This window comes from Maritalea mobilis (assembly GCF_004363175.1).
GTDB classification, from domain to species: Bacteria; Pseudomonadota; Alphaproteobacteria; order Rhizobiales; family Devosiaceae; genus Maritalea; species Maritalea mobilis.
The window spans coordinates 805,475-828,531 of record NZ_SNYR01000002.1; the positions used below are offsets into that span (position 1 = coordinate 805,475).

Genomic DNA, 23,057 nt, shown 5'->3' on the forward strand with positions numbered 1-23,057 from the left:
TTGCTCCTTGAGGCATTTGCCTCACCGTCCACCCGACGGCATTCGAGTTATGTTGGCGATGGCAGGTCTCCTGGCTCGCGATTCGAACGATCTCAACCAGCCTTCCCGAAATTTCAGTGGCAAATTGGTTGCGATCTTATCGCTTACAGTTGCGGGGGCAGCCCTGGATTCGTTCCCCGAATTGGGTCGAACTCACCATGTTCCCTTTTCACTTATAAGGTGCTTTTGCACCCATAAGACCGTCGCGTGAACCTTATGAATTGCATGTGCAGCCGGAAGCGTCAATCATTCAATTGAGCGCCGCCCAATGTGCCGCACATCATCTGCCGTTTGCCCGCATGACCCTTTTTGCGGATCACTTCGAATCCTGCTGCCTGCAAATTGCGGCGCACCCAACCGGCGGCAGTATAGGTCGCGAACGTTCCGTCGGGATGGGTATGAGTCGCGAGCGCTTGCATCAACTTTTCACCCCACATGGCTGGATTTTTGGCCGGGGCGAAACCGTCCAGATACCATGCGTCTGCCCTGCCTTGCCATTTGGGCAGGGTTTGGGTGACGTCACCGATTTGGAGCTGAAGCACTATGCCCGGTTCAATTTCAACCGCGTCGCCAGCTGCAATTTGATCCCAATGGCCCAGCATAAGTTCGCGCAATTCTGTCAGCATGGGCCACGGTTGGAGCGCGCGCTCAATCTGGTCTGCAGTCATGGGGTAAAGTTCAAATGAGGTGAAGTGGAGCAATTGATTTTCGCTACACACTTCACGCCATAGGCGCCAGGTTTCGAGAAAGTTTAGCCCGGTGCCGAAGCCAAGTTCGCCGATTGCGAATTGATGCTTCTGCGTCCACCGATCTGGGATGTTGTTGGATTGGATAAAGACATAATCACATTCTAACCGCCCATCGTCGTGGGAATAGAAATGGTCGCCAAATTCGGGCGAAAACGGCATATCGTTTTCGTGCCACTCCAAATCTGGTGATGTTGGCTTTGCCATGCTTTTCTCCGCAAAACACCCGGCTGTTACACCGGGTGTTTTAGGATTTATCACACGATAAGAAAAGGGCTAATCAAACATCGCATTGGGCAGCATCAGCGCGATTTCTGGGAAGATGACAATCAACGCTAAAGTGGCGATCATGGCCAGCCAGAAGGGCATAATGCCTGCAAAGATGGTTTCGATTTTCACATCTTGCACCACGCTTTTCACAATGAACACATTGACGCCAACTGGAGGTGAGATCAGCCCCATTTCTAGAACGATCACCATTACGACCCCGAGCCAGATGGGATCGAAGCCCAACCCGACCACCAGCGGGAACACGATGGGCAAAGTGATCACCAAGAGGGAAAGCCCTTCAATGAACATGCCCAAAATCACATAGCCCAACAGGATGAGCGCCAAAGTGCCATAAGTGCCCAATGCCAACCCAGCCATAGCCGCTGCGATAGTGGCTGGCAGATGGGACAGCGCGACGAAGGGCGCGAACACGTTAGCGCCCACCAGAATGAAAAAGGCCATGCCCGTGGTTTTAAGTGTTTCGGCACTAACATCGTAAAGAGTGGCCCACGTGCATTTGCGCCGAACGATCAACATCACCAGCGCAAAGAATGCGCCGACGCCCGCCGCTTCAACAGGGGTGAACAACCCAGTGTAAATGCCGCCAATGGTGATCAACACAATACCGCCAATGCCTGTGGCCCGAAGCAAGCTTGCGAGTTTTTCTTTGGTGGTGAATTGCGGTCCGCGCGGCCCCTCTTCCGGCCAAATAAAGGTGACCACAGCAATCGCCAGCAAAAACATGGTGGTGAGCAAAATGCCGGGCAACACGCCCGCCATAAACAGGCGACCGATGGATTCCTCGGTCAGCACCGCATAAATCACAAAGCCTGTGGACGGTGGGATCAAAATGCCCAAAGTGCCGCCTGCCGCGATGGCACCGGTGGCCAGCTTTGGCCCATAATTAAACCGCCGCATTTCAGGATAGGCCACTTTGCCCATGGTGATGGCCGAGGCGATGGATGAGCCCGACAGTGCGGCGAAACCAGCGCAACCAAGAATGGTGGCTGCGGCCAACCCGCCCCTTAACCGTCCAATCATTTTGTGCGCTGCTTCGAACAAATCTCGGCTTAAGCCTGCAGCGGACGCTAAGTTACCCATCAAGATAAAGAGGGGAATGATGGTCAGTTCATAAACCGTGACGGTGGCAAAAACCTGCCCGCTTAGCGTGAATGCGGCGGCTTGGAAGCCGGACAAAAAGATTGTGCCGACAAAGCCAACAACTAACAGCGCCACGGCCACTGGTGCGCCCATGGCCAAAAAGACAAATAGGGCGACAAAGCCCAAAACACCATAGAGTTCTGGGCTCATCGCAATAGCCTTTCCACCAGCAACAAGAGTGCGCTAAGTCCGCTGCCCGCTGCCACTGCATAATAGGATGGACCGAACGGCAATTGCAGCAGCAAAGTGCTCTCGCCAAAGCTTGCCGCTTCCAGCGCGTTAGAGAAGGCGCGCCACGACAAATAGCTTAGAATGACCACGCCCATAATGGTGACGAGCCAATCTAAGATTTTTTGCACCGGGGCGGGCATCATATCGGTAATGGTGTCGATGGCGATAAGACGGCCCGACATAACGCATAAGGGAAAGCTGATCGCGATGGCAAATGACAGCAGAATCTGCGCATAATCATTTGCGCCGAAGATTGGTTTGTTGAACAAGGACCGCAACAGAGCGTCAGAGAAGGACAGCCCCATCAGAATGAAAATAAGGGCAGCACCGCAGATCACCAACGGCGCTTCAACCCAACGGCGCCAGGCAGCTTGGTGCTGCGCCGGCGCCTCCATATGTGGCTCGCCCATGGCTTAGTTGCCAGCCAAAGCGTCTACAAGTGCGTGGGCATCCACGCCCTTTTCTTGCCCTACTTTATCGATGAATTGGTCCAAAGTGGCCTTCATCTTTTCGCGGAACTCAGCGTCGGCTGCACTATCAATCTCGATCACTTCCACGCCACTTTCACGTGCCAAATCCAAACCGGATTGTCCCGCTTCATAAAAGGCTTGCGCGCCGCGCAGGCTCAAATAACGCCCTGTCAGGTCAGTTAGCTTGGCTTTATGCTCATCGCTCAATTTGTCCCAGCTTGATTTGTTCATCAAAAGATAAAAGCTATCCAGCGCTGATGGGATGTTGGTGGTGACATATTTGGCGGTTTCATTGAGCTTGTAGGACCGTATGCCTGATGGCCCAATCATCACGGCGTCAATGACGCCTGTGTTCATTGCATTGTAGGTGTCAGTTGTTGGCATGGACACCGGAATGCCGCCCCATGCTTTCACCAGCTCGGCCATCACTGGATTTGGGGTGCGGATTTTCATGCCCTGCATATCTGCGACAGTGCGCACTGGCTTGTCGCGTGTGAGCAAAACAGATGGGTTGTTGGCCCAAAGTCCAAGCAGTTTTGTTTGGGCATATTCGTCTTCAATCAGTTCTAGATTATCCCAAAGCGCGTGCGTCGCGTCTGTGCCGCTCGCGAAGAGACCCGGAATGTGCACCATGGCGGTCTTGCTGAACTGATTTGGCGTATATTCAGGAATGCCGAAAACGATGTCGGCCACGCCTGTCACCACCCGTTTATATTGCTGCACCGGGCCTTTGCCCAACTCGCCTGATGGATAGATGCGAATGGTCAGTTCGCCATCAGTTGCGGCATTGAGCTGCTCAGCCAATGGGGTCATCACCCCTTGGTCCATCGGGTGCATAGATGGCATGAAATGCGCCAGCTTCAACTCTTCTGCCTGCACGGAAGCCGCACCCGCCATAAGGCCAAATGCAGCGATGCTAAAGACTGCGATTTGCCTAAATTTCTTGAATTCAACTCTCATTTTCTCTCCCCCTCAATTGAATTCTGAATAGTACTTAACATAGGTAGTTATCCATGTTAACTACATAAAAGATTATGATATATGATGAGTCAACTGGTTTGTTTTGGAGGCAATCATTGGCTGAAGAATTTACATTGCATAACCGCGTTGGGTTCAAAGTGACCCGGTTGGCGCGGATTATGGAAGCGAAGCTAGAAAAGCAACTCTCAGAGCATGGGGTAACCCGCCTGATGTGGTGTGTTTTGCGCGGGGTGGGCATGGAAGATGTGCGCACGCCGTCTGGCTTGGCAGAGTATATATGCATTGCGCGTCCGGCCGTTTCTCGGCTGCTACGTGACATGGAAAAGCGCGGCTTTATCGAGCGCACCGGCATCGATGACGACAAGCGCTTTCGCGACATCGCCCTGACGGAATTGGGCGAAGAGAAAATGAAGGCATGCCATGTTTTGGTGCGGGAGTTGAACGAGCATTTTGCGGGCAAATTGGACGATAAAACTTACGCAATTGTGATGAAGGCCATCGACCAGATGACCGAAGGCGAAGATGTAAAACTGATGAGACTTTAACGCGGATCTGGGGGGATGGACGCACGTGCAAGGCAACACGAAAATCAAGCACATCAATGTGCAGGCGGCACCATTAAAAGGTGAGACAAACCATAATCAGTGCGCTGAAAAGCTGCATCCTTGCGCAGCATAAAGGGCGACTGAGTTGAAGTATTTTTCCAATAAGAACAGACCATTTCACCTGGGCACTTTTCCGCTTGAGCGTTTGAAGCGGACTGATAAAGCGGTGCATTTGGCCAAGCTGCCAAAGTTCGAGCAGATGCATTTCAGCTATGAAGCGGCGCCCGAAAATATCATCAATGCAATGGCAGAGGCACAAGCGATGCTGGATGCTATTCGAGATGGGCTGGTGAACAAGGCCAAGGCAGAAGTGCCGGACGATCTGGTCGAGCGCCAAAATCACCTAAAGGCCTTCGGCTATTTCTCGGATGTGGCGATGGCGGGCACTTGTGCCTTTTCGCCTGATATGATGTTGGACACGCCGTTTCGCAATCCCGGCATTGACCAATTGGCACAAAAACTGCGGACCAACCAAACAAAGTCGCTCGCCTCCGGCGTGGACATGATCATGGCGGATTTGCGCGATGCCATGAACGCACCGCCGCAAGAAATGACGCATCACCAGAACGCCCTTGTTTTTGTGGTCGAGCACCCGCGCAAAATCTGGCCTGACGAGCCGGGCGCAGCTTGGCTGAATGGCGCACAGGCGCATCGCTCTGCCCTGCGGGCCAATGAGGCAGCCGTGGTGTTGGCACAATATATGCGGCTTTTGGGCCATGACGCCCGCGCCCATTCTCACTCCACCAGCGATGTGGATTTGAATCGACTGGCTGTTGAGGCGGGTCTGGCGACGGTTGAAAATGGCTGCCTGCATAATCCATTTTTGGGGTCACACTTCTCCATCGCAGCGGTGACGACTGATTTTGACTTTGCACATGACAAACCCTTGGCACCGCTTGCCGAACAGCCAAAGTCGCAACTCAAAGGTTGGGCGTGGAAGCTCGGGTATGGCACAGGCAAAAGTGCAAAAAATGCAGATCCCTATGCCAAGCGCCGGTTTGTGGACGGGGCGCATCCGTTTGAAACGCTGAAACGAGTGGAAGAGCCGACTACCTTTATCGATGAAGATCGCGTGCCGCGCGTGCCCAAGCGCACGGACATGTTTGCCCGCTCGCTGTTTGGCGACATGGGCAAGCGCAACCAACAAGCTTCGGTCGGCGGAAAATATGTGCGCAAGTCTGCCCCTTCCATGGCCCAACGCCGGGCATTGGGTGCATTTGTTTTGTTGCAGGATGGTGAGCCTGCGCCCGCGCCGAGCACCAACACGCTGAACGCGCATAAAAATGCGGAAAACATTAAGGCGATGTCGCATTTTTTGGGCGTCGATGCTGTGGGCATTTCGCGGTGTCCTGACTGGACATGGTATTCTCACGATGCTGTGGGCGACCCGATTGACCCGCCCCATGATCAAGCCATTTCGATGGTGATCGACCAGGGCTATGACACGATGGAAGGCGCATCTGGCGACGATTGGATTGCCGTGTCGCAATCAATGCGCGCCTATCTCCGTTTTTCCATATTGGGCAGCATTGTCGCCAAGCAAATTCGCTCGCTTGGCTATGGCGCGCGGGCACACACAGTGATGGATGGTGAGGTGCTGCAACCGCCTCTCTTATTGCTTTCTGGCCTTGGTGAAGTGAGCCGCATTGGTGAAGTGATCCTCAATCCGTTTTTGGGTCCGCGGCTGAAATCTGGGGTGGTGACGACCACGCTGCCCATGACCCACGACAAGCCAATTTCCTTTGGCCTGCAGCAATTTTGTGAGAGCTGCAACAAATGCGCCCGCGAATGTCCTTCCGGGGCCATCACCGCTGGGCCGAAGCTGATGTTTAATGGCTATGAGATTTGGAAATCGGATAGCCAGAAATGCACCACCTATCGGATCACCAATGAGGGTGGCGCCATGTGTGGCCGCTGCATGAAAACATGTCCTTGGAATCTGGAAGGCATCTTTGCGGAAGCGCCGTTCCGTTGGGCGGCGATGAATATTCCCAAGGCAGCGCCCGCTCTTGCCAAGCTGGATGATGCAGTGGGCAATGGTGAGCGGAATTTGATCAAGAAATGGTGGTGGGACATTGAGCTGCATGAAGATGGTGGCTATCGCCCAACGCCGCACAAGGTGAATGAGCGCGATCTGCAAAAGGATTTGGACCTAAAATTTGAGGATCAAACCCTAGCGGTTTACCCCGCCAATTTGGCACCGCATCCTTGGCCGTTCCCCTTCCCCATGGATCGAGAAAAGGGCATTGAAGCCTATCAGGCGATGATCACAGCGGATCAATATAAGGCGAAGCTGGCGCGGGGCGAAACTGATGGGCTGGCGCACGAGTATCATATTGAGGGCGACGCCCCAGTGATCCGGGTGCAGATCAGTAAAGCCAAGGCGATGACCGATGGCGTTACCAAATATGAGTTTAAAACGCTGGATGGCACGCCCCTGCCCGAATGGACTGCGGGCGCGCACCTGGACATTGTGGTGGCCCCAGAGTTCTTGCGGCAATATTCCATGTCCGGCGATCCGGCAGACAATTCAAAATATCAGATCGGCGTGTTGCGCGAAGATGAAGGGCGCGGCGGGTCGCAATTGCTGCATCGCATCTTCACGGAAGGGCGGAAGATTTTTATCTCCAAGCCGATCAATCATTTTCCTTTAGAAGAACAAGCCAGCAAGAGCTTTTTGATGGGCGGCGGCATTGGGGTGACCCCGATGATCGCCATGGCCCATCGTCTGCACGCGATTGGCGCGGACTTTGAGCTGCATTATTGCTGCTCATCTCGCAAAACTGCAGGATTTATGAATGATCTGGCGCAGTTTGAATGGGCGGATCGGGTGCATTATCACTTTAGTGATGAGGGCACGCGGGCCGACCTTGATGCGATTTTGAAAGACTATCAGCCGGGGCAACATGTTTATTGTTGCGGGCCGGACCGGTTTATGGCCGGGGTGATGGAAAGCGCTGAGCGGCAGGGCTTTGCCGAGGAAGAACGACATCTTGAATATTTCAATGTGCCGGAACTGCCCGAATATGAAAATCATCCTTTCACGCTGAAACTGGCCAAGTCGGGGCGCGAATTTGTGGTACCAGCGGATAAATCCGCCACGGATGTGCTGCAGGAAAATGGCGTTCAGATTGACGTGAAATGTTCAGACGGGATTTGCGGCGTGTGCAAATGCGGCATTGTTTCCGGCGAGGTGGAACATCGCGATTTTGTGCTGTCGAAAAAACAGCAAGCGACCAGCGTGATCCTTTGTCAATCGCGCGCAGCGAAAGCGGGTGGTGTGTTGGAAGTTGATTTGTAATCAGTGGGGCGCATACGCATTTATGGGCAGCTTTATCCAATGAAGCCTTGTCAATTTGGGAAATATCTGGTCATTGCCTGATGCTATGGAAAGATTTGACCTGATTATTATTGGCGGCGGCATTGTTGGGCTTTGGAGCGCTTATTTTGCGGCCAAACGCGGACTGAAAACAGTGCTGGTGGAAGAGCATGGCATTGCCGCCGGCGCGAGCGGCGGGCTTTTGGGGGCATTGATGCCCCACACGCCAGATCGCTGGAATGCCAAAAAGCAATTTCAGTTTGAAGCACTGACGCAATTGCCAAGCCTTGTGGAAGAGTTGGAAAGCCGCACCGGCCAGCAAGTTGGCTATCGCCGGGTTGGACGTATCGCGCCGCTGCTGAAAGAACATCACATAAAAGATGTGACTGAACGCACAGCAGGTGCACAGGAGTTTTGGCAATCTGCGACGGGCAATTTTGCCATGAAGCATATGGAAGCTGGCCTGGCGGAAAATTGGCCTGCTGCCGCTGCAATGCCATTTGGAGTGGCGGTTGATAATCTGAGTGCACGCCTTGCGCCCCGCAAATTGATCATGGCGCTGGCGGGCGCATTGCACGGCAGCATCGACATGCGCTTTGGCACCCGCGCCGCCTTTTTAGGCGAACAACAGGTGACCTTAGGCGATGGCAGTGTTTTGCATGGCGACAAAATTTTGGTGAGCGCCGGGCTGGCTAGCTTTGATATGCTGCGCCCTTATGCCCCGACCATCGCAGGACGCGGGGTGAAAGGCCAAGCGGCGGTGTTGGGCACCAATTTGGACCCGAATTTGCCGATTATATATTCTGACGGTGTTTACTTGATTGTACATGATGACGGCACCACTGCCATTGGCTCGACAAGCGAAAAAGAATTTAGTGCCGGTCGCGAAACCGATCATTTGCTGGATGAGGTCATCGAAAAAGCACGAGCGCTTAGCCCATTGATTAAAGACGCGCCCGTGATTGAACGTTGGGCAGGTGTGCGACCACAGGCACAAGGCCGTGATCCACTGGTTGGCGCGTTGCCAGAAAAAGAATGGCTTTATGTGGCCACGGGCGGTTTCAAAATCAGCTTCGGGATTGCCCATTTGATGGCACAATCCGTTTTGGGCTGCATTTGCGCGGACGCAACAGCGCCTGAAATACCAGAACCATTTCAACCCATCCACAGATTAAGCGCATGATATTTGCGGCAGAAAAATCATCTGTGATAGGATTCACTTTTAGGGCCGCGTGGGGCGAGGCCCAATAGCAGGAAGTATAAATGACCAATTCTGACGGCCTTTCGCACAGGCTCAAAAACGCGCAACAACCGGCGCAAGAAAGCAAGCCGCGTGATGCGCTTTTTGTGGGTTCAGTTGAAAAGGCCTTTATGGTTTTAGAAGCCTTTCGTGGCCATAGCGCGCTTAGTCTTTCTGAGGTGGCCATCACCACCGGCTTGGGCAAAAGCGCGGCCCAACGATTTTGCCATACGCTTGTTGAACTGGGCTATTTAAAACGCGACCCGCGCAGCCGCCAATTGAAACCTGCGGTGCGTTTGCTTGAGCTTGGTTTCAGCTATTCCATTTCAGAGCCGATTATTTCTGCTGCGGCCCCTTTCCTGCTACGGGCGCGCGAAAAATCCAACAAGGCAGTGAACTTGGCGCTGCCGCGCGGCACTGACGTTGTTTATGTGATGCGGCAAACCTATGAGGACAGCCCATATGGCAACCCGCCAGTTGGTGGCCGTGTTCCCATGTTCTGCACAGCAAGCGGCCGCGCTTATTTGGCAGCCTTGCCGCGCGAAGAGTGTGACGCGATTTTGGCGCAATCTCCCTTGCAACCCTTCACGCCACACACATTGACCGAACTAGAAGATATTCAAGCCTCGCTTGAGGTGGCGCGACAGCGCGGGTTTGCCAGCGCTGATCAGGAATGCATTGTGGGCGAACGGACAATTGGGGCGCCGATTTATGATCGGTTTGGCCGTGTGATCGCCTCGATGAACATCTGCGTTTATGGCAATGATTGGACAATGGCGAAGGTGGACAAAACCTATGGCGATTTGCTGCTGCATACCGCCCGGCAAATCACCGAAGCAGTGTCGAACAACCCCAACTTCAGCTAAAAAAAGGGCCAGTCCGAAGACCGGCCCCTTGGGGGTTAGTTTTGGGTTAGCCCCTTTGGGAGAGTGCTTGACCTATTGCGCGACCTTATAAAGGTCACGGCTGTACCAGTTTTGCTGAATATTATTCATTGGCCAGCCTTTCACCTGTGTGTTCAACATGATCACAGAGGTGTAGTGGTAGATTGGAATAACAGGCATATCCCGCGCCAAAATCTTCTCAATATCTGTGTAGATCGGACCCGGGTTTGAGGACACTTTGGCGTCTGCCATCATTTGATCCACCTCTGGATTTTCATAGTTGGCCCAGTTTTGTGGGCTGTCTGAGGTGTAAAGATCAAGGAAGGTGGACGCTTCGTTATAGTCGCCGATCCAAGCATAGCGCACCATGTCAAACTCATCGTTGCGTGCTGTTTCCAGCATGGTCCGCCATTCCATATTGTTCAACTCAGCATTCACATTCAGCTTCTGTTTCCACATTTGAACAATTGCAGTTGCAATTTTTTTGTGGGTTTCAGATGTGTTGTAAAGCAGTTTGAATTCCAATGGATTGTCTGGGCCATATCCCGCTTCTGCCAGCAACTCACGCGCTTTTTCGTCGCGCTCTTCTTGTGTCCAATTGCCGTAATCGGTGTCTGGATCGGTGAAGCCAGCAGTGGCCAAAGGCACCACATTATAAGCTTCGCGCTGGCCGCCTTGCAGGATGTTTTCAACAATGACTTTACGGTCAACGGCGTAAGACAATGCTTTGCGAACATTCACATCTTTAAAGGCTTCTGGGCCATTTTCCGCCATGTTGAAGCTGTAATAATATGACCCCAAATAGGGCAGTGACAAAGTTTCGTCTGGACGTTCTGCTTTCAAGCGAATGAACTGACCAGACGGCACGGCTGTCATGTCTAGCTCGCCAGCATTGTAGCGGGTGAAGGCCACATTTTCTTCGCTGATGACATGGGTGACTACTTTGTCGATGATGGTTTTATCATTGTTCCAATAATATGGGTTGCGCTCGCGCACGGTGCGCTCATTCAACACCCATTCGGTCAATTTATAGGCGCCATTGGAAACCATGTTTTCTGGCTGTGTCCAATCTGTGCCATGGGCTTCCACAGTTGCTTTGTGCACAGGGAACACGGTGGCCAACACAGTCATAGATGCGAAATATGGGAGTGGCGTTGTGAGACGTACTTCGAAAGTGAGGTCATCAACTGCACGCACACCAAGCTCAGACTTGTCTTTTTCGCCAGCCAGAATTTCGCTGGCATTTTCTAGGGCCATCAATTCCACATACCACGCGTAGGGCGAGGCCAATTCTGGATCGATTGAGCGCTGCCACGCATAAACAAAATCATGCGCGGTGACAGGATCACCATTTGACCATTTGGCATCGTCGCGCAGATGGAATGTGTAAACATCATTGGTTTCGTTCACGTCCCAGCTTTTGGCAACGCCTGGGATCAAATTGCCGTCTGCATCTTGATTGAGCAGGCCTTCGAACAGGTCACGCGAAAAGGCGAACCCAATGGTGTCTTCCATCATTTGTGGATCAAGCGATGGAATGCCATCCAGCAAGCGATAGGTGAACACTTGTTCCTCAGCAAGTTGTTCGCCTGTTTCTGGATGGGTGCCAGCGGCATGGGCCGTCATCGTGAGGCCAGCGGCAAGCAATGCCCCCAGCGACACTGTTTTAAACAGTTTTGAAAAATTCATATGTCCCTCCGATTATGTACGTGCTTTATATCAGCACTTAATTGCATGTATTACATTGCAATATATATTATTGTATTTAAATAATTTAAGCCTGACAAGGTGTGTTCTGCGCCTGTGGCTGCTCAAGGCGCATACTTTCGTAGAATGGGGGAATTATGTGATTTACCGCGCAGCTTAGTGCTGCCTATCGGTTTTTCAGGTCGATGTGTGGCTGGTATCTAAAAACCAAATTCTTTTTGAGCGAGCCAAAAGGCACCGTCTAGCGCCTCACCCTTGGCTGAATGGCAGATGGCCTGATATTCCGCTGGCATTTGGCTTTGATAAAAGCGGCCGAGACCACCCAAGAAGCAAAGATGTTGTTGCGGCACGTTGTGGGCTGGGCCAATGGTGTCGCACAATTGCTGCACGGCGCGATTCACGATTTGCTGTGCAACAACATCGCCAGCTGCAACAGCTTCGGTAATCCAAGGTGCAAATTTTGCAAAGTCGGCAGCTTTGCTGTCACGGGCGAAAGGCACCATATTTTTCGGCGTGCCGCCAAAATGATCCAAGACTTTCTGCGTCAGATTGCTGGAAGGGCCAACCCCATCATAGGCTTTGATCGTGTCGCGCAGCAGTTCGCGCCCCAGCCATGCGCCGCCGCATTCGTCGCCCAAGATAAAGCCCCAACCGCCAACCCGGCGCACTTGCCCCTGCTCTCGCCAAACAAAAAAGGACCCTGTGCCCAACATGGCCACCAGACCATCTTGCTCGGTGCCGAGCGCGGCGGCCAATGTCACATCAATATCGGTGGCCAGAATCATGCGTCTAAAGCCAAAGCGATCAATGAGTTCTTGTCGCTGAGCGCTAGCTCCGGCGCCCGCCAAGGCTACAAATGCATAATCATTTGCGAAGGAGGTGATATCGCGACCCGCTTGCGCATAGACGGCATGGGCCAACCCCATAAGATTGGCGGCTGCCGCTTCAAAATCTGTGCTGATATTGGACGGGCCTGCCGTGCCAGTGGCCAGCACCTCGCCAGACAAAGTGCACAAGCGCGCCCGGGCACCACTGCCCCCGCCATCGATCAACAGCACGCAAGAATCAGAGCGCGTCATAAAGGTCTATTTTGCCTCGTTCAGGGCTTGGCGCAAATGGCCACCCGCCTGCTCAATTTGAGACTGTGCTGCCGCTGCATCCATGCCAGTTTTGCAAATAACAATAGCGACTTTAACGTCCCAATTGGCAGCAACCAAGGCCCGCAATGCGGTTTCTTTTTCAGCGTCGGTCAATTCGCGCACCAAGTTCAACGCACGTGCACGCAGCTTTTCATTGGTGACGTTGAGATCAACCATGCGGTTTTGATAGCATTTACCCAAGCGCACCATGGCGCCCGTGGAGATCATATTCAGCACCATCTTTTGCGCGGTGCCGGATTTCAACCGGGTGGAGCCTGCAAGAATTTCCGGCCCAACTTCCGGCGTGATACCGATTTTTGCCAGTTCTTCCAACGCACTGCCGGGATTGCATGAAATGCCGACGGTGACAGCGCCGCGCTTATGCGCCTCTTCCAACGCGGCCAACACATAGGGTGTGCGGCCAGAAACGGCCAAACCAATGACAAGATCATTTTCGCTGACTTGGGCATCGGCCAAATCTAACGCACCTTGCTCCCGATCATCTTCGATCCCTTCCTGCGCCTGAAAAATCGCAGGCTGTCCACCCGCGATAATTGCATGAAATAGGCTTGGCGGTGCGGAAAAGGTTGGCGGAATTTCTGACGCATCCAACACGCCCAGGCGGCCGCTTGTGCCGGCGCCCACATAGATAATGCGCCCGCCTGCTTTCAGTGCGGCATGGGCAGCATCAATGGCTTTGGCCACTTGGGGCAGCACTTTTTCAACAGCGCTGGCCACCGTTTGGTCTTCGCTGTTCATCACTTGCGCAATTTCCAGCGCCGACATTTGATCTAGCCGTTCAGAACGGGCATTTATGCCTTCTGAGGTCAGCCCTTCAAGGGTTGACGATAGAAGCAATAGATTATCTTGGGCGAGTTTGTTATGGTCAGCAGTCATGATGGAATTATGTATTCCTAAAAAATTTACGTCAAGAATTTATTATTCTTAGATGCATCTTTTGCACGCTTGGGTCAACACATCAAGAAATGAAAGCACGGGTTTCATGCAAAATGCGCAAAATTTGATTTCCCATCTCAACGCTATTGTTGAGGATTTGTCGCAGAATGAACAGCGGATCGCCCACTGGATTTTGAACGACCCATCAAAAGTGACGACCATGACCTCGCAGGATTTGGCGCAGCAATGCGGCGTGAGCCAATCCAGCATCATCAAATTCTGCAAGAAGATCGGGCTTTCTGGTTTTCCCGCACTCAAGATCGCGTTGAGCGCCGATGTGGCCCGTGCGCAGGATGCCGAGCAGATTCACGGCGATATTTTCAGCGATGACCCGCTGAGTGAAGTGGCGCAAAAGATGTATAACAGTAAGGTTGCCGCCCTGTCGGAAACCTTGAAAGGCAATACAAGTGCGCAACTGGGCGCGGCTGTTGATCGGTTGGTTGCTGCAGATCGCATTATCATTTTGGGTGTTGGCGGTTCTGCGCTGGTGGCGATGGATTTCGGTTCCAAACTCACCAAGCTGGGCACCGCCGTGTTGCAAGGCATGGATGCCCATATCCATCTCGCAAACTTGGCGCGCTTCACAGAGAATGACTTGTTGGTGCTGATTTCTTATTCAGGTAAGTCAAAGGAAGTGCTAGCCGCCGCAGAATATGCGCGACAACATAATATCCCCACCATCTATCTTGTGGGGCCAAGTGCCAATATCACACCTGAATCCCACGAATTGGAGTTGCACTGCGTGGCCAGCGAGAATTTGGTGCGCTCTTCATCTATCTCCACCCGCACTGCCCAATTGGCGATCACCGACCTGCTGTTTATTCTGCTCGCACAACGTGCAGAAGATATGCCAAGCAAGATTCAAGACAGCCAAGCGCTGGTCAATCGGATCAAATAGATTATTCCACATCTAGCGGGTCAGTGATTTTTTATTATTGACATTGTCATTTTAGAATTTAATATTCCTAGCAGGAGGAATAGACAGCTTCTTACGGCATAATTATCGGCATATCGGAATAAAAAATTCCCGCACGATCGTTTGCAACAGACGCTGTTGACCTTTCTCTTCACCCCAACAATTGGCATCCCGAACGCCAAAATCACATAGAGGGAGGGAACTGAATATGAAATCACTTCGTAAAATCGCCAGCATGGCGGTGCTTAGCACAGCAACTTTTGCATATGCAGGCACAGCACTGGCCCAAACTGAGCTGGACTTTTGGTCTTGGCGTCAGGAAGATGTGAAAGCCTATAATGAGATTATTGCTGCATTCGAAGAGCAAAATCCTGACATTAAAGTGACGTTCACTGCGCACGAAGCCACAAGCTACAACACCATTTTGACCACTGCCCTAGCCGGCGGTGCGGGCCCAGACATTATGCACACCCGCTCATATGGTTCATTGGAAGCGATTGCGGCGCCAGGTTATTTGGAGCCACTTGATGGCAAAATTGACCTTTCAGCTCTAAGCGCTGATGAGCTTTTGGGCACCACATTGCGCGCTGATGGCCATGTATATGCTGTGCCTTTCGCATCGCAAACCATTGTTGTTTTCTACAATAAAGATTTGTTTGAACAGCATGATGTTGCCTTGCCTGAAACTTGGGACGAGTTTTTGGCTGCATCGCAAAAGTTCAAAGATGCAGGCGTGATCCCATTGGCCAACGGCTTGGCTGATGCCTGGACCATGGAAATTATGTCTGGTGCGTTCTTGCCAAACTTCTATGGCAAAGACTTCTTTGGTGAAGTGACATCTGGCGCAACAGACTTTGAAGATGAGCGCTTTGTAAACGCGCTTGAGAAATTTGCTGCGTTGAAAGACTACATGCCGCAAGGTTATGAAGGCGTTGACTATGCAACCATGAAGCAATTGTTCAGCGCTGGCCAAGCGGCCATGTTTGTTGGCGGTTCTTTCGACATTCCAACATTCGTTTCTTCAGGCGTGAACTTTGACATTATGCAAGGCCCTGCGGCTGAAGAAGGTGGCCCACGCATGGTGGCAACTTGGCTTGACGGTGGCTATGGTGTGAATGCTGCTTCTGAAAACAAAGAAGCTGCGCTGAAATTCATCCAGTTCACTGCAACACAGCCATTTGCACAAATGTTGACTGACAAGCTGGCCAACGTGCCTGCGGTTGATGGTGCTGACATTTCTGACCCAATGTTGGCGAAAGTGTCTGACTTCCATGCGGAAGCAACACCATACATCATGTTGGTTGCGTTCCGCTTCAACACACCAACAGGTTCAACCTTGCTGCAAAATGGCTTGCAAGAATTGTTCACTGGCAAAAAGACAGCTGCTGAAGTGGCTGCCGATATTAGCGCTGGCATTAAAAGCGCTGAGTAATCGACTAATCAGCCAAAGGGGGATTGCCCCCTTTGGCTTTGCTGGCCAAGCCCCAATGTGGCGGCCACCCCATTCCAAATTAGAATTTCAGGGCGACTAAAATGGCAACAATTGAATTGCGCGACGTGACCAAAGACTTTGGCGGTGTACAAGTTATTCATGGCGCGAACTTGTCTATTGAAGACAATGAATTTGTGGTCTTTGTCGGTCCTTCTGGCTGCGGCAAATCAACATTGCTGCGCCTTTTATCCGGGCTTGAAGAACTTAGCTCAGGCGAAATCCATATTGATGGCGAACGCGTGGACCATTTGCCCCCAGCGCGGCGCGGCTTAGCCATGGTGTTCCAATCTTACGCGCTTTACCCGCATATGACTGTGTTTCAAAACATGTCTTATGCGCTCAAAGTTGCCAAAAAGAGCAAGCAGGAAATTGAAGCCAAAGTGCACGCCGCGGCAGAGATTTTGCAGTTGACTGAATTGCTGGACCGTAAGCCGAAAGCGCTTTCTGGCGGTCAGCGCCAGCGTGTGGCCATTGGCCGGGCGATTGTGCGCGACCCAAAAGTGTTTTTGTTTGACGAGCCCTTGTCTAACCTTGATGCGAAATTGCGGGTGCAAATGCGCATTGAGCTGACCAATTTGCACCAGCAATTGCAGTCCACCATGATTTATGTGACCCACGATCAGGTGGAAGCCATGACCATGGCCGACAAAATTGTGGTGATGCGCAATGGCCATATTGAACAAGTTGGCGCACCGCTTGAATTGTTCAACAAGCCAGTAAACAAGTTTGTTGCGGGCTTTATCGGCTCTCCGGCAATGAACTTTTTCCAAGGGAAAATCATCAGCGCAAATGAAGGGGCATATGAAGCCCAGCTCGACAATGGCGCGCAATTTAAATTCAAAACCAAGGCTGGCCTTTTGAACGCTGAGGACAAGATTGATCTCGGCGTACGGCCAGAAGATTTGCAACCGAACCAAGACGGCTCGGGCAAAATTGTTGGCAAAGCCACCGCCGTGGAACGGTTAGGCGCACAGACATATGTCTATCTCAGCTCGCCAATCAAAGAGAGCATGATTATCCACCATGCGGGGGATTTGGACGTGCAATCGGGCGAGGAGATCGAGGTGAGCTTTAACCTTGAAAGCTGCCATTTGTTTGGCCCAGACGAGCAACGCATAGAGTTTGACGGATAAAATTATGGCCCAAGCGATCGACACCACATATGAGAATGCCGTGGCCCGCCGGCGCAATTTGCGCAAGCTCTGGCTTGCCTTTTTGCTGTTTCCCGCCATGGCCATTTTGCTGACCTTTGTGTTTTTGCCCATGGCATCGGCCGTTTGGTATTCGGTTTATGATTGGGACGGGCTCGTGCGTGGCGAATTTGTTGGCCTCGCGAATTTCCAGGAAGTGTTGTTTGACGCACGTAACAACAAGTTTTTGATCAACGCCTTTTTCAACAATGTGAAGGTGTTTATCGCCTTAATGATTGTTCAAAATGGCTTGGCGCTGACCCTAGCCTTGCTGTTGGCACGCGAGCCAAAGGGCTATCGCTTTTATCAAATCGCCTTCTTTTTGCCGGTGATCCTTTCAACGGTTATTATCGGCTTCCAGTGGAAGCTGTTCCTCAACCCGATCTTTGGTTTGGTGAACACGTTGCTGCGCAATGTGGGTTTGGGCGATTGGGCGATGCCTTGGTTGGGGCTGCCTGAAACGGCGCTTGGTTCTATGATTTTGGTGAATGCTTGGCACTGGGTGGGCTTTCCGACCCTCGTGTTCCTCGCCGCCATTCACCGCATTCCAAAAGATTTGATTGAAGCCGCGCGCCTTGATGGTGCCAGCGAGTGGATGATTGCCCGCGATATTATCTGGCCCTTGATGGCGCCTGCGGTGACCATCATCGTGGTGTTGACCTTTATCGGGTCGTTCAACTGGTTTGAAATTCCCTACATTATGGGTGGCCTTGAAGGCGCGCCTGCTTATTCAACTGACATGTTGGGCCTGCTGTTCTATCGCACGGCGTTTGGTTCGGTCAGCGCAGGCAATTCAGACTTTGGCACAGGCTCCGCCCTTGCCGTTCTGATCTTTATCTTCATTTTCACCTTCTCAACGATCGCCACGCGCTATCTCACCAGCCGTGAAGTGGAGCTGAGCTAAATCATGAGCACAATGAACAAAAAATCCGGCGACCTTGGCACATGGTTGATGCATATTTTTCTCGGCGTAAATGCTGTGATTATGCTCTATCCGATCATCATGATGGCGCTTTCGAGCTTTAAGACCAATAAGGAGATTTTCTCCTCTCCCTTCAGCCTGCCGCAAAGCTTTAGCTTGGATAATTTTGCGGTGATTTGGAACGAAACCAATGTGCCGCGTTATTTCATCAACTCCACCATTGTGACCGGGCTTTCGGTTTTGGTGTTGTTGGTGGTGGGGACCATGGCCGCCTATGCATTGTCGCGATACAAATTCAAAGGCAATATTATGATCTCGCTGTTCTTTTTGAGCGGCCTGATGTTGCCCCTGCGTTTGGCGATTATTCCGCTGTTTATTCAGCTGAAAACCCTTGGTTTGGTGGACAATCTCTTGGGTTTGATTTGCATTTATACGGCCATGTCCCTGCCGGCCACCGTTTTCATTATGACTGGCTTCTTGCGCTCATTGCCTTCTGAATTGGAAGACAGTGCCCGCATGGATGGGGCAAGCGAATTCCGCATTATGGTGGAAATTATGGTGCCCTTGATCACCCCAGCGATGGTGATTGCAGGCATTTATAACGCAGTGCCGATCTGGAACGATTTCTTCTTCCCCTTGATCTTTATTCAATCGCCAGAATGGAAAACATTGGCGCAAGGTTTGACCGCTTTCTTTGGCGAATATTCGATCAATTATGGCGTGCTTTATGCTGGCCTGACGCTTGCTGCATTGCCCATTATGCTGGTGTTTATTGTGCAGTCTCGCCGCTTTATTGCGGGCATGACTGCGGGTGCCATTAAGTAGTCCCATGGACAGCATTGATCGGCTGGTAAACCAACATATGGCCAGCGGCACTTTCCCTTGCGGTGAAGTGCTGGTGGCCCATGGGCAAAGGATCGACCTGCACAAAGCCTATGGCTTTATGGAAGGCAGCGACATTGCGCCCCTTCATAAGGGCGCTTTGTTTGACCTTGCCTCTTTGACCAAACCTCTGGCCACAGCTCAGCTGTTGGTGGCGCTTGCGGCAAAGGGCCAAATCGATCTCGATGCGCCAGCGCGTGATTATTTGCCTGAGCTCAAAGCAGGCCAAAAACATGCGTTTACTGTGCGGCAATTGGCGTTGCACCAAGCAGGCTTTGCGGCTGACGATCCGTTTGCGAAAAATGCCACAAGCATTGATGCTGCCTGGCGCGCGCTATTCGAGATGGAATTGGCCTATCTGCCGGGCACTCAGATGGTCTATTCCTGCCTTGGCTATTTGCTGTTGGGACAAATTATTGAACGTGTGACCAAGATGCCAATTGACGAGGCATTCGCGCAAATGATCGCGAAGCCGCTTGGGCTGACGCAAACAATGTTCACACCATTGGAAGCGAGCGGCAAGCTGCCGCCGATTGTGCCGACTGTACCGAACATCCGGCCAAGCGGTTATATCCGCGGCATGGTGAATGACAGCACCGCACGTTGCCTTGGCGGCAAAGTGGGAAATGCAGGCCTGTTCTCCACTGCAGAAGAGCTACACAAAATCGCGCTTCATTTGTTGGATCAATATGACCCGCTGATTTTTGAAAATGGCAATCGGTCTGGACTAACGCCGCGCACAATCGGTTTTGAATATCATGATTTGCGCTTTCCGGGCGCAAGCTGTGGCGATAATTTTATTCACGGTGCCATTGGGCATACCGGCTTTACCGGCACTTCGCTTTGGCTGGACCCCATGTCAAAATTGATTGTGATTGCGCTCACCAACCGGGTCTATTCTTCTTATCGCGGCACCATTCCCGCCATGCGTCAATTCCGCATTGATTTACACTCTATCGCACAGCACCTTTAATCTTTGCGCTTAAAGATGACATCTGCTGGCGCGAAGGTTTGGCCATTGTGGGCGACGGCGTGGGCACTATAATTCATGTAGATGATGTGCTGGTCGGTCTCGCGGCGGCGTAGGCCATCGGGCAAAGGTTGGGTGCGGATTTCAGCGGCTTGTAAGAGCGTGCCGATAAATTCTTGAAGTGACCCAACGTCTAACCATCCCGCGCAATAGATCAGATTGTCTTTTTCCACGATGGCAGGCTGGCCCTGCATTGTGGTCAGCAGAGTGGTGACTTTGCCTTCCAGATGCTCGAACCAATGCAAGAAGCTGCCGCCATTTGCGAGGGGGACGAGAGCGCCAGGACGCAGGCTTTCTATATTGGTGATGCGCAGTGGCAGGCCGTCGATATCTGGCGCTAGCGCTTGTGGGATGGCGAATTCTTCGGTTTTGGCATTTGTGCGTGGTCCGAGCACCACTTTGGCGCCGCTGTCGCGCAATGCGGCTTGTTGCGAGGCACTAAGTGTCATCACGCCGGGGGCGAAGATAATGTCATAAGCGGCGAGGTTCTCTGCGTTGGGCGGCACAATATCAATGTTCACGCCGAGGCGGCGAAGCGCTTTGTAATGGTGAAAGACCAAGTCGAAATAATCAAATCCTTGGCCTTGTGGTTGGATTTCGGTGCCCCACTGGCTTTCGTAATCAAACATGAGCGCCACGCGTGCAGGCTGGATTTGATCAGTTTGCAAAATCGACAAATCGCGAACGACTTGCTCCGCCTCGTGGGCAGCGATGTTTGGGTGATCATTGGGCAGATAAAGACCTGTATGCATTTGTTCTTGCGCGAACGGCGCTTGTCGCCAGCGGAAATAGAGCACACTTTCTGCCCCATGGGCGAAAGCTTCTGTCGCCCATAGGCGCACCATGCCCGGCAAGGGAGCAGGATTGTAAGGTGCCCAATTCACTGCCCCCGGCTGTTGCTCCATAACCCACCATCGCCCGCGACCCACCGCACGATATAGATCGTGATGGAAAGCCTGGAAGTCAGGATGCCCTTGTTTGAAATAAGCGGCTTTGAACGCTTCGTCTTCATTGATGCGATCTTCAAGAAAGCCCAGCGGATAGGAATCCCAACTGGCAATGTCTAAATCTTGGCCGACTTTGAAATGATCAAAATCGGTGATGCGGCCCATATAATTATGGATGATCGGCGCGTCTGTTTGCGCGCGAATTAAATCCACTTGCAGCTTATTGAAAGCCACCACCTGATCTGAGGAAAAACGGCGAAACGCCATTTGGTGCGCCGGGTTTGGCTCAGTGACTGTGAGGTTGGGCAAATCCACCTCATCAAATGCGCCATATTCCATCGACCAGAACACATTGCCCCATGCCTGATTGAGCGCTTCGACGGTGCCATATCGGGTTTTCAACCAGTGCTGAAAAGCGTCGCGTGCTGCGTCAGAATAAGAAATGGTTGTGTCATGACAGCCATATTCATTGTCTGTCTGCCATGCGCAGATGGCAGGATGATCGCCATATCGTTCGGCCAATAAGCCAACAATGCGGGCGCATTCCTGTTTGTAGCCCTCGTGGGAGAAGCAATAATGTCGGCGGGAGCCGAATTTGCGCGGTCGCCCTTCAGCATCAACAGCCAACATATCGGGATGTTTGGTGAGCATCCAGCGCGGCGGCGTTGCAGTGGGCGTGCCCAACACAATCTTCAACCCGGCATTTGCAAGGGTATCAATTGCTTGATCGAGCCATGCCCACTCCAACTGATCGGGTTTAGGCTCAATCTTGCTCCACGCAAACTCGCCAATGCGCACCCATGTGAGGCCGAGCTCAGCCATGCGCTGGGCATCGCTGGCCCACATATGGCTGGGCCATTGTTCAGGATAATAGCAAACGCCGAGGCCTTTTTGGGTCATAATGTGTCTTTCGAAAACTCAATCATCTCTGTCAGTAAATGCCTTAAACCTTATTTGATGTTCGTAAGTCTCACCAGGCACTATAACGGGCGAATTAAAATTTCGCTGGTTGATTGCATCGGGCCATTTTTGAGGCTCCAAAGCAATTGAACAATAAGGTACTATTTTGTGGGAAAAACCATCTTTTTTTTCAGCCTGTTTCCCGTGTGTATATGTGTAAACTTGAACACCGGGCTCTGTAGTCCAAAGTTCTATCCCCCCATTTCTTTCTGGTGCTACCAATCGAGCAGCAAGTGAAAGCTCACCGCTTGTTTTTTGTAGGCAAAAATTATGATCATAAGGTCGAGCGCTAATTTGCCTCAGTTCAGAAAAATCATATGGAGTATCAAAAACAACGGACACTTCGCCAGTTGGTATTTTTTCTGCATTTACGGGCAGGTAATGCTGAGCTTTCACCTCGAGAAGGTGATCGATAATGGTTTCGTCTGCCGACAAATTGAAGTAGGCATGGCTGGTCAGGCTAATAGGAGTAGGTTGATCTGTGATTGCCCAATAAGTGATGCCCAACACGCCATCTTCCAGAACAAATGAAGCCGTTACGTCCCGTTCCCCCGGAAATCCATCTTCGGCATCTGCAAAACGAGTCCACAATCGCACCGCATTTCTAGTTTTATCCAAAATCTTCCACAGACGATTGTGTGCACCATTCGAGCCGCTGTGTAGGCAATGACGGCCCTCTTCATTTTTAGTTAAATGGTATATTTTGTTGGCAAGTACAAATTTCCCGCCTGCAATGCGGTTAGACACCGGTCCAATGCTGGCGCCAAAGTATCTCAGTTCTTCTAAGTACGGGGCAATATGGTCTGCACCCACCACAATAGAAACATCAGAAAACCCGAAGTTCAAGTATTGTATTGTTGCGCCATAAGTTAAAATGGAACATTGGCTATTACCGGAGCGAAGCTCTATCTTATCTACTTTGCTTCCATCGGGTAAATTGTCGAATAGCTCGACAGTCACTTTTATTAC

The 23,057-nt window shown here is 51.8% G+C and carries 19 protein-coding genes and 1 riboswitch; of the genes, 10 read left to right on the forward strand and 9 right to left on the reverse strand.

Translation table 11 applies throughout. The features are described from left to right. Window positions 1–43: 43 nt before the first annotated feature. A riboswitch (cobalamin riboswitch) is annotated at window positions 44–259 on the reverse strand. A gap of 22 nt (window positions 260–281) precedes the next feature. The 4 genes from mnmC2 to ATL17_RS11780 form a co-directional block, all read right to left on the reverse strand. Then, a complete protein-coding gene (mnmC2, locus tag ATL17_RS11765; protein ID WP_133572983.1) occupies window positions 282–992 on the reverse strand; it encodes a tRNA (5-methylaminomethyl-2-thiouridine)(34)-methyltransferase MnmC2 in 711 nt (236 codons plus the stop codon). Window positions 993–1,061: 69 nt separating this feature from the next. Further along, window positions 1,062–2,366, reverse strand: a complete 1,305-nt coding sequence (locus ATL17_RS11770) for a TRAP transporter large permease (RefSeq protein WP_133572984.1) — start codon at window positions 2,364–2,366, stop codon at window positions 1,062–1,064. Beyond that, window positions 2,363–2,857, reverse strand: a complete 495-nt coding sequence (locus ATL17_RS11775) for a TRAP transporter small permease (protein ID WP_133572985.1) — start codon at window positions 2,855–2,857, stop codon at window positions 2,363–2,365. The genes ATL17_RS11770 and ATL17_RS11775 overlap by 4 nt, the downstream gene beginning before the upstream one ends. Window positions 2,858–2,860: 3 nt before the next feature. Then, window positions 2,861–3,877: a TRAP transporter substrate-binding protein gene (locus tag ATL17_RS11780; RefSeq protein ID WP_133572986.1), complete on the reverse strand. Its 1,017-nt coding sequence runs from the start codon at window positions 3,875–3,877 to the stop codon at window positions 2,861–2,863. Window positions 3,878–3,993: 116 nt separating this feature from the next. Between ATL17_RS11780 and ATL17_RS11785 the strand changes: the two genes are divergently transcribed. From ATL17_RS11785 to ATL17_RS11800, 4 genes are all read left to right on the forward strand, one after another. Next, the gene (locus ATL17_RS11785) at window positions 3,994–4,443 is read left to right on the forward strand and encodes a MarR family winged helix-turn-helix transcriptional regulator (protein ID WP_166639011.1); all 450 of its coding nucleotides are present in this window, start codon (window positions 3,994–3,996) and stop codon (window positions 4,441–4,443) included. A gap of 205 nt (window positions 4,444–4,648) precedes the next feature. Continuing rightward, complete coding sequence (locus ATL17_RS11790; protein ID WP_246028694.1) at window positions 4,649–7,804, forward strand: 2Fe-2S iron-sulfur cluster-binding protein; 3,156 nt, start codon at window positions 4,649–4,651, stop codon at window positions 7,802–7,804. 85 nt (window positions 7,805–7,889) lie between these two features. Continuing rightward, window positions 7,890–9,005, forward strand: coding sequence for an NAD(P)/FAD-dependent oxidoreductase (locus ATL17_RS11795; RefSeq protein ID WP_133572989.1), 1,116 nt, complete (start codon window positions 7,890–7,892; stop codon window positions 9,003–9,005). 80 nt (window positions 9,006–9,085) lie between these two features. Continuing rightward, window positions 9,086–9,928, forward strand: a complete 843-nt coding sequence (locus tag ATL17_RS11800) for an IclR family transcriptional regulator (protein ID WP_133572990.1) — start codon at window positions 9,086–9,088, stop codon at window positions 9,926–9,928. A 72-nt stretch (window positions 9,929–10,000) separates the two neighbouring features. Here the strand turns inward: ATL17_RS11800 and ATL17_RS11805 are convergent, their stop codons facing one another. The 3 genes from ATL17_RS11805 to murQ all read right to left on the reverse strand — a co-directional run bounded on the left by ATL17_RS11805 (window position 10,001) and on the right by murQ (window position 13,689). Next, complete coding sequence (locus ATL17_RS11805) at window positions 10,001–11,635, reverse strand: peptide ABC transporter substrate-binding protein (RefSeq protein ID WP_133572991.1); 1,635 nt, start codon at window positions 11,633–11,635, stop codon at window positions 10,001–10,003. Window positions 11,636–11,853: 218 nt separating this feature from the next. Further along, window positions 11,854–12,732, reverse strand: coding sequence for a glucosamine kinase nucleotide-binding domain-containing protein (locus tag ATL17_RS11810; protein ID WP_133572992.1), 879 nt, complete (start codon window positions 12,730–12,732; stop codon window positions 11,854–11,856). Between the two features lie 6 nt (window positions 12,733–12,738). Next, window positions 12,739–13,689: an N-acetylmuramic acid 6-phosphate etherase gene (murQ, locus tag ATL17_RS11815; protein ID WP_133572993.1), complete on the reverse strand. Its 951-nt coding sequence runs from the start codon at window positions 13,687–13,689 to the stop codon at window positions 12,739–12,741. Window positions 13,690–13,795: 106 nt separating this feature from the next. On the opposite strand from murQ, the gene ATL17_RS11820 reads away from it, so the two are divergent. The 6 genes from ATL17_RS11820 (at window position 13,796) to ATL17_RS11845 (ending at window position 20,124) form a co-directional block, all read left to right on the forward strand. Continuing rightward, complete coding sequence (locus ATL17_RS11820) at window positions 13,796–14,647, forward strand: MurR/RpiR family transcriptional regulator (RefSeq protein ID WP_166639012.1); 852 nt, start codon at window positions 13,796–13,798, stop codon at window positions 14,645–14,647. Between the two features lie 226 nt (window positions 14,648–14,873). Next, complete coding sequence (locus tag ATL17_RS11825) at window positions 14,874–16,097, forward strand: extracellular solute-binding protein (protein WP_133572995.1); 1,224 nt, start codon at window positions 14,874–14,876, stop codon at window positions 16,095–16,097. A gap of 101 nt (window positions 16,098–16,198) precedes the next feature. After that, complete coding sequence (locus tag ATL17_RS11830) at window positions 16,199–17,290, forward strand: ABC transporter ATP-binding protein (RefSeq protein WP_133572996.1); 1,092 nt, start codon at window positions 16,199–16,201, stop codon at window positions 17,288–17,290. Between the two features lie 4 nt (window positions 17,291–17,294). Continuing rightward, the gene (locus ATL17_RS11835) at window positions 17,295–18,251 is read left to right on the forward strand and encodes a carbohydrate ABC transporter permease (RefSeq protein ID WP_133572997.1); all 957 of its coding nucleotides are present in this window, start codon (window positions 17,295–17,297) and stop codon (window positions 18,249–18,251) included. 3 nt (window positions 18,252–18,254) lie between these two features. Beyond that, window positions 18,255–19,094, forward strand: coding sequence for a carbohydrate ABC transporter permease (locus ATL17_RS11840; protein ID WP_133572998.1), 840 nt, complete (start codon window positions 18,255–18,257; stop codon window positions 19,092–19,094). Between the two features lie 4 nt (window positions 19,095–19,098). Beyond that, window positions 19,099–20,124: a serine hydrolase domain-containing protein gene (locus ATL17_RS11845; RefSeq protein ID WP_133572999.1), complete on the forward strand. Its 1,026-nt coding sequence runs from the start codon at window positions 19,099–19,101 to the stop codon at window positions 20,122–20,124. Here ATL17_RS11845 and ATL17_RS11850 read toward each other — a convergent pair. Together ATL17_RS11850 and ATL17_RS11855 are read right to left on the reverse strand one after the other, a co-directional pair. After that, entirely contained in the window at window positions 20,121–22,028 is a 1,908-nt protein-coding gene (locus ATL17_RS11850; RefSeq protein WP_133573000.1) for a beta-galactosidase, read from the reverse strand. The two genes, ATL17_RS11845 and ATL17_RS11850, sit on opposite strands and share 4 nt — an antisense overlap. A gap of 18 nt (window positions 22,029–22,046) precedes the next feature. Then, a complete protein-coding gene (locus ATL17_RS11855; RefSeq protein ID WP_166639013.1) occupies window positions 22,047–23,048 on the reverse strand; it encodes an aldose epimerase family protein in 1,002 nt (333 codons plus the stop codon). Window positions 23,049–23,057 lie beyond the last annotated feature (9 nt).